General features: G+C 73.2%; 16 protein-coding genes and 1 riboswitch. Of the genes, 10 read left to right on the top strand and 6 right to left on the bottom strand.

The window, feature by feature from the left end; translation table 11 throughout:
• The first annotated feature begins 125 nt into the window (after nucleotides 1-125).
• From WDV06_RS21910 to WDV06_RS21890, 5 genes are all read left to right on the top strand, one after another.
• Entirely contained in the window at nucleotides 126-608 is a 483-nt protein-coding gene (locus tag WDV06_RS21910; RefSeq protein WP_395511467.1) for an SAV_6107 family HEPN domain-containing protein, read from the top strand.
• 76 nt (nucleotides 609-684) lie between these two features.
• The gene (locus tag WDV06_RS21905) at nucleotides 685-1,443 is read left to right on the top strand and encodes a class I SAM-dependent methyltransferase (RefSeq protein WP_395511466.1); all 759 of its coding nucleotides are present in this window, start codon (nucleotides 685-687) and stop codon (nucleotides 1,441-1,443) included.
• 315 nt (nucleotides 1,444-1,758) lie between these two features.
• Nucleotides 1,759-2,160, top strand: a complete 402-nt coding sequence (locus WDV06_RS21900; RefSeq protein WP_395511465.1) for a DUF3040 domain-containing protein — start codon at nucleotides 1,759-1,761, stop codon at nucleotides 2,158-2,160.
• Between the two features lie 123 nt (nucleotides 2,161-2,283).
• A complete protein-coding gene (locus tag WDV06_RS21895) occupies nucleotides 2,284-2,898 on the top strand; it encodes a DUF4126 domain-containing protein (protein WP_395511464.1) in 615 nt (204 codons plus the stop codon).
• A 51-nt stretch (nucleotides 2,899-2,949) separates the two neighbouring features.
• Complete coding sequence (locus WDV06_RS21890; RefSeq protein WP_395511463.1) at nucleotides 2,950-4,380, top strand: phytoene desaturase family protein; 1,431 nt, start codon at nucleotides 2,950-2,952, stop codon at nucleotides 4,378-4,380.
• Nucleotides 4,381-4,405: 25 nt separating this feature from the next.
• On the opposite strand, the gene WDV06_RS21885 is transcribed toward WDV06_RS21890, so the two are convergent.
• From WDV06_RS21885 to WDV06_RS21865, 5 genes are all read right to left on the bottom strand, one after another.
• A complete protein-coding gene (locus WDV06_RS21885; protein ID WP_395511462.1) occupies nucleotides 4,406-5,278 on the bottom strand; it encodes a hypothetical protein in 873 nt (290 codons plus the stop codon).
• Between the two features lie 53 nt (nucleotides 5,279-5,331).
• Nucleotides 5,332-6,246: a methylenetetrahydrofolate reductase [NAD(P)H] gene (metF, locus tag WDV06_RS21880; RefSeq protein ID WP_395511461.1), complete on the bottom strand. Its 915-nt coding sequence runs from the start codon at nucleotides 6,244-6,246 to the stop codon at nucleotides 5,332-5,334.
• A 139-nt stretch (nucleotides 6,247-6,385) separates the two neighbouring features.
• The gene (thiE, locus tag WDV06_RS21875) at nucleotides 6,386-7,024 is read right to left on the bottom strand and encodes a thiamine phosphate synthase (protein WP_395511460.1); all 639 of its coding nucleotides are present in this window, start codon (nucleotides 7,022-7,024) and stop codon (nucleotides 6,386-6,388) included.
• A gap of 77 nt (nucleotides 7,025-7,101) precedes the next feature.
• Entirely contained in the window at nucleotides 7,102-7,467 is a 366-nt protein-coding gene (locus WDV06_RS21870; protein WP_042803199.1) for an Rv2175c family DNA-binding protein, read from the bottom strand.
• A 210-nt stretch (nucleotides 7,468-7,677) separates the two neighbouring features.
• Nucleotides 7,678-8,898 carry an NAD(P)/FAD-dependent oxidoreductase gene (locus tag WDV06_RS21865; protein WP_395511459.1) on the bottom strand — a complete coding sequence of 407 codons (1,221 nt, stop codon included), beginning with the start codon at nucleotides 8,896-8,898 and terminating at the stop codon, nucleotides 7,678-7,680.
• 101 nt (nucleotides 8,899-8,999) lie between these two features.
• A riboswitch (TPP riboswitch) is annotated at nucleotides 9,000-9,112 on the top strand.
• On the opposite strand from WDV06_RS21865, the gene thiO reads away from it, so the two are divergent.
• The 3 genes from thiO (at nucleotide 9,110) to WDV06_RS21850 (ending at nucleotide 11,291) form a co-directional block, all read left to right on the top strand.
• Complete coding sequence (gene thiO / locus WDV06_RS21860; RefSeq protein WP_395511458.1) at nucleotides 9,110-10,294, top strand: glycine oxidase ThiO; 1,185 nt, start codon at nucleotides 9,110-9,112, stop codon at nucleotides 10,292-10,294. It overlaps the preceding riboswitch by 3 nt.
• A complete protein-coding gene (gene thiS, locus WDV06_RS21855) occupies nucleotides 10,291-10,491 on the top strand; it encodes a sulfur carrier protein ThiS (RefSeq protein WP_395511457.1) in 201 nt (66 codons plus the stop codon). The genes thiO and thiS overlap by 4 nt, the downstream gene beginning before the upstream one ends.
• Nucleotides 10,492-10,496: 5 nt before the next feature.
• On the top strand, nucleotides 10,497-11,291 hold the full coding sequence (locus WDV06_RS21850) for a thiazole synthase (RefSeq protein WP_395511456.1): 795 nt from the start codon (nucleotides 10,497-10,499) through the stop codon (nucleotides 11,289-11,291).
• A gap of 662 nt (nucleotides 11,292-11,953) precedes the next feature.
• On the opposite strand, the gene WDV06_RS21845 is transcribed toward WDV06_RS21850, so the two are convergent.
• The gene (locus tag WDV06_RS21845) at nucleotides 11,954-12,208 is read right to left on the bottom strand and encodes a hypothetical protein (RefSeq protein WP_395511455.1); all 255 of its coding nucleotides are present in this window, start codon (nucleotides 12,206-12,208) and stop codon (nucleotides 11,954-11,956) included.
• A gap of 229 nt (nucleotides 12,209-12,437) precedes the next feature.
• On the opposite strand from WDV06_RS21845, the gene WDV06_RS21840 reads away from it, so the two are divergent.
• Together WDV06_RS21840 and WDV06_RS21835 are read left to right on the top strand one after the other, a co-directional pair.
• The gene (locus WDV06_RS21840; protein WP_395511454.1) at nucleotides 12,438-13,544 is read left to right on the top strand and encodes a helix-turn-helix domain-containing protein; all 1,107 of its coding nucleotides are present in this window, start codon (nucleotides 12,438-12,440) and stop codon (nucleotides 13,542-13,544) included.
• 13 nt (nucleotides 13,545-13,557) lie between these two features.
• Nucleotides 13,558-14,136 carry an HD domain-containing protein gene (locus WDV06_RS21835; protein ID WP_395511453.1) on the top strand — a complete coding sequence of 193 codons (579 nt, stop codon included), beginning with the start codon at nucleotides 13,558-13,560 and terminating at the stop codon, nucleotides 14,134-14,136.
• The last annotated feature ends 589 nt before the right edge of the window (nucleotides 14,137-14,725 follow it).

Here is a 14,725-nt window from a genome sequence, read left to right as displayed (position 1 = left end):
TTTCAGGACGAAGGCGCAGGTCAGGGCGATTGTCAGTGGGGGGCGCCACGATGGATCCACGGAACGGACGCGGGCACACCACCCGCTCCCACCGCCGAGCACCACGCAACGACAGGAGGTTCGTCATGGCCACACCGTCCCCGTCCCCTGTCCACCCCGTCCCGCGCAGGGCCGCCGCACCCCCGGCCGCCCTGGACCTGCTCGCCAAGGCCCGCAGCGGCCTGGCCGAGGCCGCCCTGCTGGCCCGGCCCCACGAGCGGTACGCCACGGCCCACCTCGCCGCCCTCCGTGCCGCCGCCGCGGTCCTCGCCGCGCGCGGCCGGCCCGAGCCGGCCCGCCCCCGGCGGCGGCCCCGGATCCGCAGTGCGTGGGAGGTGCTGCCGGAGCTGGCCCCGGAGCTCGCCGAGTGGAGCGCCCTCTTCGCCTCGGGCGCGGCCCGCCGGGCCCGGGCCGAGGCGGGGATACCGGACGCGGCCACCAGCCGGGACGCGGACGACCTCGTACGGGAGGCCGGGATGTTCCTGCGCCTGGTGGAGCGGATGCTCACGCCGCACCCCCTGGCGCAACCCCTGCCGCAGCCCCGGCCGGAGCGTCCGGACGCGGGATGAGCTGCGCGGTCGGCCGAGGCAATAGGGTGGGGCACGCACCGCACCCCGACCCAACGCCGCCGAGGAGCCATCAGCCGTGTCGGACACTTCCCGCCCCCGCGCCTCCCTCCGCACCGCCGTGGTGTGGGAGGTCCTCAAGGAGGCCCTCGACCGCCGGGTGAAGGCGACCGGGCGGGATGTCCTGGACGTCCTCGACACCGGCGGCGGCACCGGCAAGTTCGCCGTGCCCGTCGCCCGCCTGGGCCACCGGGTGACCGTGGTCGACCCCAGCCCGAACGCCCTGTTCGGGCTGGAGCGCCGGGTCGCCGAGGAAGGCGTCGCCGACCTGGTGCGCGGGGTCCAGGGCGACGCCCAGGGCCTGCTGGACGTCGTCGAGCGGGACGCGTACGACGCGGTCCTCTGCCACGGCGTACTGGAGTACGTGGACGACCCGGCCGAGGGCGTGGCCAACGCCGTCGCCGCGCTGCGCCCCGGCGGCGTGCTCAGCCTGCTCGGCGCCGGCCTGGGCGGGGCCGTCCTGGCCCGCGCGCTGGCCGGGCACTTCACCGAGGCCCGCACCGCCCTCACCGACCCGGCCGGGCGATGGGGTTCGGGCGACCCGGTGCCGCGCCGCTTCACCGCCGAGCAGCTCGCGGACCTCGTCGCCGGGGCCGGGCTGGAGGTCGGTGCCGTGCACGGCGTGCGGATCTTCGCCGACCTGGTGCCCGGGGTGCTGGTGGACACCGAGCCGGGCGCGGTGGAGGCACTGCTGCGCCTGGAGGAGGCCGCCGCCGAACTGCCCGCCTTCCACGCGGTGGCCACGCAGTTGCACGTCCTGGGCGAGAAGCGGGCCTGATCTGCGGGAGTGATCGCCGGGCCGTACGCGCGGGCCGGTCACGGTTACCTGCGCGAGACCCCTCCGTTCCCGCGCCGTGACCCGTATGATCGGACCACCGCTCGGCATGGCGGGTCACGCATTGGGGAATAAGCGCCTCAGTGATTGCGCTGGTGACGGTACGTTTCACGCAGTGGTTTTCTACGCAGTGGTTTCTCGCTCAGCGATGTGCAGAATGTGGCGTAGAGGGCGGGTATCACGGGGGCGATTCCCCGCCTATCCTGAAGGGGACCCCTGGTCGCTACCCCCCGCGACCGACGGATGAGGAGGACTCCCGTGCCGCTCTCGGAGCACGAGCAGCGCATGCTCGAGCAGATGGAGCGAGCGCTGTACGCCGAAGACCCCAAGTTCGCGACAGCGCTTGAGGGCAGTGGACTGCGCACGTACACCCGGCGACGGGTCTACCAGGCAGTCGCGGGCATTGTGGTGGGTATCGCGCTCCTCATGACCGGTGTGATCTGGCAGGAAGTGCTCTGGATCAGCGTGGTGGGATTCCTCGTCATGCTGGCCTGTACGGTCCTCGTGGTCACCGGTTGGCGCAAGGCCCCCAAGCCCGGCGAGCAGCCCGTCTCCGGAAATGCAGGCGGTTCGGCCCGAGGCCGCAACCGGCAGCATCGGTCGATGATGACCCGTATCGAGGAACGGTGGCAGCGCCGCCGGGACGAACAGGGGCACTAGCCCCGCACCCCTTCCTGTCCGTTGGCCCGGTGACGGACGGCCGCGCGATGGCGGCCGTCCCCCCTCATCGGGCGGACCGAGCGAACCGCACCGTTTTCCCTGCCGCTGCGGCATGATTTCCGTGTGAGTGTGCTCCCCCTGGTCTTCACCAGCGGCTGGGCCAGCGGGATCAACGCCTACGCCGTGGTCCTCCTGCTCGGCCTCTTCGGCGCGACCGGCCTGACCGACGAGGCCCCGGCCGCCCTCCAGCGCACCGACGTGCTCGTCGTCGCCGGTGTGCTGTTCCTGTGCGAGGCGGTCGCGGACAAGATCCCGTACGTGGACTCCGTCTGGGACTCCGTCCACACCGTCGTCCGGCCGGTCGCCGGGGCGGTGGTCGGCGCCCTCCTGGCCGGCCAGAGCGGCTCGCTGCCCGACATCGCCGCCGGGGCCCTCGGCGGCTCGACGGCCCTGGCCAGCCATCTCGTCAAGGCCGGCACCCGGATGGCCGTCAACACCTCCCCCGAACCCTTCAGCAACATCGCCCTGAGCACCGCCGAGGACCTCGGCGTCGCCGGCATCGTCGCCTTCGCCGTGTTCCACCCCACGGCCGCGGCGGTCATCGCCGCGGTCCTGCTCGCCACGGGTCTGGCGATGCTGGCCTTCCTCTGGAACCGGATCCGCCGATTCCGGCGACGGCGGGCCCGGGCCCGCGAGGAGAAGCGGATGGCGGCTGTCCGCGGGGCTCCGCCGTTCTGACCCGCTGACCTCGCTCGATGGGCCGGGCGCCCGCTCGATAGGCTCAGCGCCATGGCAAGAATTGCGGTGATCGGCGCCGGCATGGGCGCGATGGCGACGGCGGCCCGGCTGGCCGTGGCGGGCCACCAGGTGACGGTCTACGAGCGCGGCTCCACCTACGGCGGCGCGGTCGGCCGGTACGAGCGCGAGGGCTTCGCCTTCGACACCGGACCGGGGCTGCTGCACCTGCCCGCCGTCTACCGCGACCTGTTCGTGAAGACCGGCAAGCGGCCGCTGGAGGACGTCGTCGGGATGGTCCAGGTGGACCCGGCCGTCCGGCACGTCCTCGACCACGCCTCCGTCACCCTGCCGGGCACCTCCCGGGGCGGGGTCGCCGCCGCCCTCGACGAGACCTTCGGCGCGGGCGCCGGCGAGCGCTGGAACGACCTGCTGGGCCGTGCCCGCGACACCTGGGACGCCATCCGCCGCCCCCTGCTGGAGGAGCCGCTGCGCCCCGACTGGCAGGTCCTCGGCCGCGACCCCTACCCCGCGCTGCGCGGCAGCGGCCTGCTGCGCCGCCGCCAGCCCACCCTGGCCGAAGTGGCCCGGCGCGAGCTGGGCGGTGGGCTCGGGGAACTGCTGCGCGGGCGGGTCCTCGCGTACGGGCTCGACCCGGACGCGGCCCCCGCCGCGGCGGCGGCCCTGCCGTACATGGAGCAGACCTTCGGCACCTGGTACGTCCGGGGCGGCATGCGCGAGCTGGCCACCGCCGTGTACGAGCGCTGCCTGGAGCGGAAGGTGGAATTCGTCTTCGGCGCCTCGGTGAAGTCCGTGCTGAGCCGCGACGGCCGGGCGGCCGGGGTGCGGCTGGCCGACGGCACCGAGGCGGCCGCCGACTCCGTCGTCTGCGGCATCGACCCCCGGCAACTCGCCGGCTCGGTGTCCTGGCCGCGCGGCAGCGTCCAGGCCCGGGGCGGGTCGGTGCCCGGCCGGCTGACCCTGCTGCTCGCCCTGCGCGGCGGCCGCCCGGCGGACGCCGTCCACCGCACCCTGGTGCACTCCCCCGGCTCCGCCGCCGTCCAGCTCGTCACGGTGCTGCGCCCGGACGACCCGGCCACCCGGCCCGACGCCGACCACGAGGCGGTCACCGTCAGCGCCGTGTGCGGCCCCGCGGGCGGGGCGGCGGTCCCGGACCCGGAGAAGCTGCTGGACCTGGCCGCGCGGGCCGTCCCCGACCTGCGCAAGCGGCTGCTCTGGCAGGAGGTGCGCACCCCGGCGCAGGTGGAGGCCGCGACCGGCGCCGTCGGCGGCTCGGTGCCCGCCCCGGCCCTGCCGGGTGACGGCGGCCGCCTGCTGTACCCGGCCAACGCGACGGGATTGCCCGGGCTGTACCTCGCGGGCGGCTGGGCGCACCCCGGGGGCGGGCTGGCGCACGCGGGGATGACGGGGGCCCTGGTGGCGGGCCTGATCGTCGAGGGGGCGGACTTCCGCGGCTCGCAGTGATCCCGTCGCCGCGCCCGGGCCCGGCTCAGTAGCGGTACTGGCCGTATTCGCCGTTGCCCTGGTACGGGTAGCCCTGGGGCTGCTGCTGCGGGTCCTGCTCCGGGTGGGGCTGGGGGGCCGCTTCGGTGGCGCGCTGCTGCGGGACCCAGACACCGCCGGGCGGGGTGTCCATGGAGTACTGCTGCTGCGCGGGGTCGTAGTGCGGGTAGTCGTACTGCTGGCCCGGGGCCACCGCGCCGCCGGTGCCGATGTACGGGTCCGAGTAGGCGGCGTAGACCTGCTGGCCGCCGGCCGGGTAGCCGCCGTAGTCGTAGCCGTTCTGACCCTGGCCGGGGTCGTAGTACGCGGCGTGCTGACCGCCGTCCTGGCCGTCCGCGGCGAACGGGGAGGCGAAGGCCGCGGTGGCGTCCGGCTGCTGGGGGGCGAAGCTCTGTATCCCGTAGGAGCCGGTCTCCTCGGGCACCGGCTGCGGGGTGAAGACGTTGCGGTCGTCCCGGTCGTCGTCGGCGTCGCGGGCGGCGCCGGGCTCCTGGGAGCCGTACTCCAGCCCGGTCACCTCCAGCGCGGGCTCCGGGCGCAGCGCGGCGCCCCCGGCGCGGCGGCGTCTGCTCTGCCCCTCCTTGCGGGCGGGCTCGCCGCCCTTGCCCTTGCGCAGGGCCCAGCCGGCGACGAAGCCCTTGCGGAAGGAGAGCGTGACCAGGGTCTGGCCGACGGCGAAGGCGGTCGCGCCGATGGCGATGACGAGCACCGACGGCAGCACGACCCCGGCCACGACGCCCAGGAACCCGGCGAAGGCGAGCAGGCGCCAGCGCAGCCGGGCCTTGTACTGCATCAGGACCTCGGCAAGCAGCCACAGCGCGACGAAAGCGAACGCGATGTAGAGGACCGTCATTCCCATGCAAGGCCCCTCTCGGTACGGCCGTACCGCGCGGGAGACGGGGAGACGGCCGGTCAGGCCCGCTGGTGCAGGCCCAGGTTCTCGTAGATTTCGAGAGTCGCCGTGGAATTGTTCAGCGTGATGAAGTGCAGTCCCGGAACACCTTCGGACAGCAGCCGCGCGCAGAACTCCGTGGCGAACTCGATGCCAATGGAGCGTACAGCGGCCGGATCGTCCTTGACGGCGTGCATGCGGTCTTTCACGGCGTCAGGGAAGACCGCGTTGCTCAGCTGGGGCAGCCGGTCGAGCTGCTTGATGCCCACAACGGGCATGACTTCGGGGATGATCGGGGTCTCGCAGCCCGCCTTCTGGACCCTGTCGCGCAGCTGCAGATAATGCTCGGGATCGAAGAACATCTGGGTGATGGCATAGTCCGCCCCGGCGCGGCATTTGTCCACGAAGTGCCGGATGTCCGTGTCCCAGCTCTCGGAGCGGGGGTGCATCTCGGGGAAGGCCGCGACGCCGACGCAGAAGTCGCCGGACTCCTTGAGCAGGCGCACGAGGTCGGCCGCGTAGTCCACGCCCTCGGGGTGCTTGACCCACGGGCCCATGGGGTCGCCCGGCGGGTCCCCGCGCAGCGCGAGCATGTTGCGGATGCCGGCGTCGGCGAACTGGCCGATCACGTGGCGCAGCTCGGCGATGGAGTGGTCCACCGCGGTGAGGTGCGCGACGGGGGTGAGCGTGGTGTCGGCGGCGATCTGCTGGGTGGCGCGGACGGTGCCGCCCCGGGTGGAGCCGCCGGCCCCGTACGTGACGGAGACGAAGCTCGGGGAGACCGCCTCGATCCGGCGCAGCGCGTTCCAGAGGTTGCGCTCACCCTTCTCGGTCCGGGGGGCCCAGAACTCGAAGGAGTACGAGGCTCCGGACGCGAGGAGGTCGCGGACCGTGTGTGCACGGTCCGACCAGGTGGAAGCGGTACCAAGGGCCATACCGGCAGGTTAGACGCGCCCCGGCGGACACCGAAGCACTGTCCATCCCTTGGACAGATTTTTGGACACTTCGGCGCCGGCCCGACCCCGGCACGAGGGCCGTGCGAGTGCGGCACGAGGCCGGCCGCGCGGGGATCCGCTACGCGAGGCGGGCGCGGACGCGCTTGGCCAGGTCGGCGGCGGCCGCGCCGGGGTCGGAGGCCTCGGTCAGGGCGCGGACGACCACCACGCGGGTGGCGCCGGCGTCGAGGACCTCGTCGAGGTTGCCGGCGTCGATGCCGCCGATGGCGAACCAGGGGCGGTCCTGGGCCAGGGAGGCCGCGTAGCGGACGAGGCCGAGGCCGGGGGCGTGGCGGCCGGGCTTGGTGGGGGTGGGCCAGCAGGGGCCGGTGCAGAAGTAGTCCACGCCGGGTTCGGCGACGGCGGCGTCCACCTCGGACTCGGCGTGGCAGGAGCGGCCGATCAGGACCTCACGGCCGAGGATGGCGCGGGCGGCGGGGACGGGGATGTCGCCCTGTCCGAGGTGCAGGACGTCGGAGCGGATGGCGTGTGCGACGTCGGCGCGGTCGTTGACGGCGAGGAGCTTGCCGTGGCGGCGTGCGGCCTCGGCGAAGACCTGGAGGTGTTCGAGTTCCTCGCCGGCCTCCATGCCCTTGTCGCGGAGCTGGACGATGTCGACCCCGCCGGCCAGGACGGCGTCGAGGAACTCGGGGAGGTCCCCCTGCCGCTTGCGGGCGTCCGTGCACAGGTAGAGCCGGGCGTCGGACAGCTGCTGCATGGGAGTACCCCCCTGATGGTGGTGGAACGCGGGCGGGCCGAGGTTACCCGGCCCGCCCCCGTCCGTGGATCAGCCGCTCAGAGGGCGAGCGCCTGCGCGCGGCGCTTCACCTCCGTGCCGCGGTTCTCGCGCAGCGCCTGCACGGGGGTGCCGGGCAGGGAGGGGTCCTCGGTGAACAGCCATTCCAGCATCTCCTCGTCGGAGAAGCGGTCGTCGCGCAGGACGGTCAGCAGGCCGACGAGTCCCTTGACGACCTTGTCCCCGTCGATGAACTGGGCCGGAACCTGCAGAGCGCGGTTCTCGCCCCGGCGTACGGCGATCAGCTGCCCTTCCTTGACCATCTGGCGGACCCGGGTCACCTCGATGTCGAGCATCTCCGCGATGTCGGGGAGGTACAGCCAGGAGGGGACGAGGGCATCGATCTTTGCGTCAATCTCGGTCACGCACCCAAGCCTGCCACCTCCGCGGGGCGGTCGGTACCCGGCCCCGTCCGTCCGGGTCCGTCCGCGTGGGCGGGGGTCCGCCCGGATCGGGGGAGGCGTCCGGGTTCGGGCCCGCCGGAGGGCCCGCCGGGCGGTCGGGTCCGCCCGGCGCCGCCGCCGGGTACGGCCGTCGGGTACGGCCGTCGGGCCCTCGCCGCAAGGTCCTCGCCGTCAGGCCGTGGCCGACTTCAGCGGGACGGCCGGGTCCGCGACCCGGGCGGGGTCGACGGGGGCGCCCGACTCGATCAGCTTCCGCCCCTGGGCCAGGTCCCGGGGCCGGCCGACGGCCAGGACGGCGACCAGGGCGTCCCCGCGCAGCCAGCACACCGACCAGCCGTCGCCGTCCGGGTCGCCGCGCCACAGCAGGGCGTCGGCGCCGCCGTGGTGGCCCGCGTACTGCACGAAGCGGCCGAACTGCTCCGACCAGAAGTACGGCACCGGGTCGTAGGCCCGGACGGCCTCCCCGGCGACGATGTTCGCCGCGACCGCGCGGGGGCCCTGGAGGGCGTTGTCCCAGTGGTGGACCAGCAGCCGGGTCCCGTAGCGGGCCGACGGGAAGGACGCGCAGTCGCCGACGGCGTACACCCCGGGCAGGGAGGTGCGCAGGTGGGCGTCGGCGGTGACGGAGCCGTCGGGGCCGCGCTCGACCCCGCTGCCGTCGAGCCAGTCGGTGGCGGGCCGGGCCCCGATACCGACGACGACGGCCCCGGCGGGCAGCTCGCGGCCGTCGGCGAGGAGCACCCGCCCCTCCTCGATCCCGGCCACCTTCGCACCGGTGAGCAGCGTGGCCCCGGCGCCGGCGTACCAGCGGGCCATGGGTGCGGCGACCTCGGCGGGCAGGGCCCCGGCCAGGACCCGGTCGGCCGCCTCGACCACGGTGACGGCGCAGCCGGCCTCGCGGGCGGCGGTGGCGAACTCGGCGCCGATCCAGCCGGCGCCGACCACGACGACCTCGGGGGCGGCGGCCAGCACGGGGCGCAGCCGGGCGGCGTCGTCGAGGGTGCGCAGCAGGTGCACGCCGGGGACGCCGCCGGTGCCGGGCAGGGTCAGGGGGGCGGCTCCGGTGGCCAGGACGAGGACCTCGTACGGGACCGGGCCGGCCTCGGTGTCCAGCATGCGGTCGGCGGCGCGCAGGCCGGTGACCTCGGTCCCGAGGCGCAGCTCGATGCCGAGGCCCTCGAAGTCGACGTCGAAGGCCGAGTCCTCGGCCTTCCCGAGGAGCACCGCCTTGGACAGCGGGGGGCGGTCGTAGGGCTGGTGGGGTTCGGCGCCCAGCAGGGTCAGGGGGCCGGTCCAGCCCTGTTCCCGCAGGGCCACGGCGGTCTGCACGCCGGCCATTCCGGCGCCGACGATCACGACACCGGGCTTCGTCTGTTCCGTCTGCTCACTCACACGGCCAGCCTAGCCACCTGACGGTTCGTCAGGAAAGCGGGGGCGGGCCGGCCCGGGGAGGCAGCCTTACCCGCCACCGGCCCCGGGGTTAGGCTGGCCACCGTACCTATCGCGGGAGTCCGGGCGCACCGGGCTGAGAGGGAGGCTGGCCGGCCTCCGACCGTACGAACCTGATCCGGGTCATGCCGGCGAAGGGAGGGGCTGGACGCCCATGCACGCATCCGACAAGGGATCCGACCACCGGGGCGGCGACGTCCTCGTCATCGGTGGCGGGATCATCGGCCTGGTCACCGCCTGGCGGGCGGCCCGGCAGGGGCTGCGCACCACGCTCGCCGACCCCGACCCCGGCGGCGGCGCCGCCCGGGTCGCGGCCGGCATGCTCGCCGCCGTCACCGAGCTGCACTACGGCGAGGAGACCCTGCTGGGGCTCAACCTGGCCTCCGCCGCCCGCTACCCGCAGTTCGCCGCCGAACTCACCGAGGCCAGCGGCGGCATGGACCTCGGCTACCGCGCCTGCGGCACCCTCGCCGTCGCCCTCGACGCCGACGACCGCCTCCACCTGCGGGAACTGCACGCCCTCCAGCGGCGCTGCGGCCTGGAGTCCGAGTGGCTCACCGGCCGCGAGTGCCGCCGCCTGGAGCCCATGCTCGCCCCGGGCGTGCGCGGCGGACTGCGCGTCGACGGGGACCACCAGGTGGACCCCCGCCGCCTCGCGGCCGCCCTGCTCACCGCCTGCGAGCGGGCCGGCGTACGGGTCCACCGGGCGGCCGCGCGCCGGCTGCTCGTCACCGCCGACCGGGCCCGCGGCGCGCTCCTCGACGACGGCACCGAGCTGCTCGCCGACCAGGTGGTCCTGGCCGCGGGCTCGCTCAGCGGCCGGCTGGAGGGCGTACCGGCCGAGGTGGCCCCGCCCGTGCGGCCGGTCAAGGGACAGGTGCTGCGGCTGGCCGTCCCGCCCGCCTACGCGCCGTTCCTGTCCCGGACGGTGCGGGCCGTGGTGCGCGGCAGCCATGTCTACCTGGTACCGCGGGAGAACGGCGAGCTCGTCGTCGGCGCGACCAGCGAGGAGCTCGGCTGGGACACCACCGTCACCGCCGGCGGGGTGTACGAGCTGCTGCGCGACGCCCACGAGCTGGTCCCCGGCATCACCGAGCTGCCGCTGGTCGAGACCCGGGCCGGGCTGCGCCCGTGCTCCCCCGACAACGCGCCGCTGCTCGGCCCGACCGACCTGCCCGGCCTGCACCTGGCGACCGGCCACTACCGCAACGGGGTGCTGCTGACCCCGCTCACCGGCGACGTGATGGCGGAGCTGCTGACCACCGGCGCCGTGCCGGACGTCGCCCGCCCCTTCAGCCCCCGCCGCTTCTCCCCCGCACACCAGGAGTCGTACGCATGACCATCTCCGTCAACGGCCAGCCGCGCGAGGTCGCGGCCGGCACCACCCTCGACGCGGTGGTCGCCACCCTCACCACGGCTCCGTCCGGTGTCGCCGCCGCCCTCAACGAGACCGTCGTCCCGCGCGGCCAGTGGGCCCTGACCTCCGTCGGAGACGGCGACCGGGTCGAGGTCCTCACCGCGGTGCAGGGAGGCTGAGCACGATGGCCGACGACCTGTTCACCCTGGGCGGCCGGACCTTCTCCTCCCGCCTGATCATGGGCACCGGCGGGGCCCCGAGCCTGGACGTCCTGGAACGCGCCCTGATCGCCTCCGGCACCGAGCTGACCACGGTCGCGATGCGCCGCCTGGACCCGACGGTGCAGGGCTCGGTCCTGTCCGTGCTGTCCCGGCTCGGCATCGCGGTCCTGCCCAACACCGCGGGCTGCTTCACCGCCGGCGAGGCCGTCCTGACCGCCCGGCTGGCGCGCGAGGCACTGGGTACGGACTGGATCAAGCTGGAGGTGGTCGCGGACGAGCGGACCCTGCTGCCGGACGGGGTCGAGCTGCTGGACGCGGCGGAGGTCCTGGTCGACGAGGGGTTCACGGTGCTCCCGTACACCAACGACGACCCGGTACTGGCCCGGAAGCTGGAGGACGTGGGCTGCGCGGCGATCATGCCGCTGGGCTCTCCGATCGGCTCCGGGATGGGCATCCGCAACCCGCACAACTTCGAGCTGATCGTGGAGCGGGCCGGGGTCCCGGTGATCCTGGACGCCGGAGCCGGAACGGCCTCGGACGCCGCCCTGGCGATGGAGCTGGGATGCGCGGCGGTGATGCTGGCCTCGGCGGTGACCCGCGCCCAGGAGCCGGCCCTGATGGCGGCGGCCATGCGCGACGCCGTCTCGGCGGGCCGCCTGGCCCGCCGGGCGGGCCGCATCCCCCCACGCCGCTTCGCGGAGGCGTCGTCCCCGGTGGAGGGCCGCGCGGCACTGGATCCGGAGCGGCCGGCGTTCTGACCCACGGCGCGGGCCCGCCACCGCCCCTGCGAGGGGTGGGGGTCGGGCGGTGGCTGCCCACCCGCCTCCCCGGGTGCGGGTGGGTGGGGCGGGGGCGGGATCCCGCCGGGCGGTGCCCGGACGGCTGCCCGGTACTGGGAGGGGCGGGTCCCCGGCCGGGCGGTCTCGGAGATCGGTTGGGGCTTTCCCGTCCGTCTCATCGTCCTTCCGCGTCGGGCCGGCCTGTCAAGAGCGCTCCTTCGTCGCGTCGCTACGCGATGTCGCTGCGCTCCACTCTTGACAGCCCGTCCCGCCACGGAAAAGACGAAGACTGCCGGGAAACCCCCAAAGGAACGGGACGGACGTTCCATGGACATGCGGCGGACTCAGCGACCAGCCGGGGTCGTCGGGGCCCGGCAGACCGGGCATCCGGCCCGCTGTCCAGTACCCTCCGGGGCCACCCTCCGCGCCAGATCGCTACGCGCTCCTCTCGTCTCAGCGTCTACCGGCCGTCTGGGGTTGCTGCTGTCACCCGAGGACGACGAAGTCGTCATCCGGGGCCGGTGGGCGCCCCAGATCGCTACGCGCTCCTCATTTCTCAGCGTCCGGCGACCGCCTGAGGCTGATACCTGCACGAAATGCCAGTCAGGACGGCATCCCGGGCCGGTGAGTGCCGCAGATCGCTACGTGCTCCTGTCTTGTCGGCGGCCGACGGCCGTCCGGGGCTGGTCATAGGCGGGGTGGACGTTGGCGATGGCGGTGGTGAACTCGCGACCGGAGGCGTTGCGGATGTAGGCGAGCTCCATCCAGCGCTCGATGCCGGTGTCCGAGACGTTCTCGTTGATCACCGCCATGAGCACGCCCTCGATGCCGGAGGCGATGTCGCGGACACGGCGGTGGAGGAGGCGGTGCGGGATGTACTCGTAGCACTCACTCATCGGGGTCCTCCTCCATGGAATCGACGAAGTGCTCCCAGCCGAGGTGCGCTCGGGCGAGAAGCGCCGGGCTGGGAGTGGAACCATCCTTCGGCTCCGGCCAGGAGATACCAGGGTGATCACCGAACGGATCCTCTCCGCCGGCTGCGCCTTTCTCTGCCGCGTTCACGTGCCGGTCGAAGTGACCGTCGGTACGGGTATTTGACGAAGAAACTGAGGACAGGGAGGTGCTGTGGTCGGCGAGGGGTACTCGACCCTGACCAGCGGTCCGGGAAGCCGACGGTCCAACCGTCTTGGAACGGTTTCCGGGTACGTCTTCCGGGTCATCCGGGAGCAGCTCGGCCACACACAGGACAGCCTCGCGGAGGCCTTTCACCTCTCGACGGACGCCATCGCGGGGTGGGAATCCGGCAGACGGCCGCTCACGGCTCTCTCTGTCGGCCAGATGCTCGGACACCGCCATCGGCTCCTGCGCATGGGGACTCCGGCAGCATTACTCACCACCTTGGAAAAGGCGATGGAGGCAGACGTCCTGCTACTAAGCGCCCTCGAAGGGGACAAGGCGACCAACGGCAGCCCTCTCGGCGCGTGGGTCATGCAACGGGACCTTGTCGAACTCCTCGCCTGGCCGCTCAATGGCGAAGCCCCGGAGTCCATGCGTGCGCTGCCGCCTTCCAGCCGCTCCCGGCGCGGCCCGGTGCCAAGCGGGCCTGAACTGGCGGCGGCAGAACGTACCCAGCGGTACCTGCGCACGACAGCCGAAGAGACCCGAGCCACTGATCAGTTCCTGCTGCGCCGACAAGCCCTGTACCTCGCGGGCTACGACCAGGCAGCGGACACCGTCGACTGGCTGATGCAGCAGCAGGCTGAGAGGCCCGACGGCTGGCTCACCCGTTGGCTCAATGCCCGTTCCGTGGCCACTGTTGCTGCCCGTCAAGGCGACCCTGAGCGCCTGGGTCACTTCATCTCCACACTCGAAGGCGACGAGCTGGGCGAAACCGCCAACCTCAACTACTGGGCGTACTGGATCGGAGAGGCAGCACACCTCCAACTGTCCGACGATTTCATCGTGCAGACCGATGCGTTCTCCTGGGAAGGACACAGGCTCTTCCAGCATCTGGTGAAGGGACTCAGGCCACAGCATGGCTACTTCGACCTGAACGTCCACACCCTTTGGGCACTCCTGGCCGCCCGTCCCGGCCTCCTCAAGACGGCCGCTTCCACCGCCCGAGACCTGCGGGCCCGGATGCCCGTGCTGTTGGATGGCACCGAGCCCTCGACCAGAGCGCGTCGCGAGCTCGAAGGCATTCGGTACGCGATCCGCCTCGCCGAGGCATGAGAAGGAGACAGACGTGGCTGATGACCTGTCCGCGGTGGCCCACTTCCTCTACGAGGCCGGCACGCTCAAGAACGCACGCCGCACGGGCTGGTGGATGGCCGGCGTCAACAACCCCGAGAGCGTGGCCGAGCACTCCTGGCGTACCTCTCTGATCGCTTCCGTGATCGCCAAACTGGAAGGAGCCGATCCGGCACGTGCGGCCTTCCTCGCCGTCTGGCACGACACGCAGGAAACGCGCAGCGGCGATGTGAACCACCTGGGCAAGAAGTACTCCCCGTCCGCCGAACCCGCCGCGATCACAGCCGACCAGACGGCCGGCATGCCCGACCTCCTCGCCGCGACCATCCAGGACCTCGTCGCGGAGTACGAGGCCAAGGAGACACCCGAATCGATCTGCGCGAGGGATGCCGACAAGCTGGAGTGCATGCTCCAGGGCATCGAATACAAGGCCCAGGGCTACGCGAGCGCGCAGCGCTGGATCGACAACAGCCGCGGCCGACTGACCACCGAAACCGCCCAGCGCCTCGCCGATGAACTCCTCGCCCAGGGCACCCTGGACTGGCTCCGCCAAGCCATGGGCGAGCACTCCTGACGGTCTGATCAGCCCCGGACGGCCGGCGGCCGCCGAGAAGAGCGAAGCGCGCAGCGATCTGGCCCTGGGTGCTCCGTAGGCTGGTCGATTCGTCATCTGGTGCGGGTATCAGCCCCAGGCGGCCGCCGGACGCCGAATTTCGAGGAGCGCGTAGCGATCTGTGGCGCCTACCGGCCCGGAATGCCGTCCTGATTGGCATTTCGTGCGGGTATCAGCCCCAGGCGGCCGCCGGACGCCGAATTTCGAGGAGCGCGTAGCGATCTGTCGCGCCCACCGGCCCCGGGGGACGATTCCGTCGTCTTTTCCTGCGGGTATCAGCCCCAGACGGGGGGCGGACGCTGGGGCGGGAGGAGCGCGTAGCGATCTGTCGCGGACGGCGGCGCCGGTCACAGCCGGAGGGGCCCGGATGCCCGGCGAGGCGGCCCCCGACCATCCCGGCTGGTCGCTGAGGGAGCCGATTGTCCGACTCTGGACCGTGCCGTTCTTCTGGGGGCTTCCCGGCAGTCCTTGTCTTTCCGGGGCGGGACGGTCTGTCAAGGGTGGCCGGAGGCCATCGCGCAGCGACGCGACGAAGGAGCGCCCTTGACAG

Source organism: Streptomyces racemochromogenes, from assembly GCF_044129415.1.
Taxonomy (GTDB): Bacteria; Actinomycetota; Actinomycetes; order Streptomycetales; family Streptomycetaceae; genus Streptomyces; species Streptomyces racemochromogenes_A.
This window is presented reverse-complemented; position numbering and strand designations above follow the sequence as displayed.

Coding starts and splice junctions, on each gene's coding strand:
- WDV06_RS21885 (WP_395511462.1), bottom strand. CDS start 5,278: ATGGGAATGACGGTCCTCTACATCGCGTTCGCTTTCGTCGCGCTGTGG.
- thiE (WP_395511460.1), bottom strand. CDS start 7,024: ATGCAGCAGCTGTCCGACGCCCGGCTCTACCTGTGCACGGACGCCCGC.
- thiS (WP_395511457.1), top strand. CDS start 10,291: ATGACCATCTCCGTCAACGGCCAGCCGCGCGAGGTCGCGGCCGGCACC.
- WDV06_RS21910 (WP_395511467.1), top strand. CDS start 126: ATGGCCACACCGTCCCCGTCCCCTGTCCACCCCGTCCCGCGCAGGGCC.
- metF (WP_395511461.1), bottom strand. CDS start 6,246: ATGGCCCTTGGTACCGCTTCCACCTGGTCGGACCGTGCACACACGGTC.
- thiO (WP_395511458.1), top strand. CDS start 9,110: ATGCACGCATCCGACAAGGGATCCGACCACCGGGGCGGCGACGTCCTC.
- WDV06_RS21890 (WP_395511463.1), top strand. CDS start 2,950: ATGGCAAGAATTGCGGTGATCGGCGCCGGCATGGGCGCGATGGCGACG.
- WDV06_RS21845 (WP_395511455.1), bottom strand. CDS start 12,208: ATGAGTGAGTGCTACGAGTACATCCCGCACCGCCTCCTCCACCGCCGT.
- WDV06_RS21850 (WP_395511456.1), top strand. CDS start 10,497: ATGGCCGACGACCTGTTCACCCTGGGCGGCCGGACCTTCTCCTCCCGC.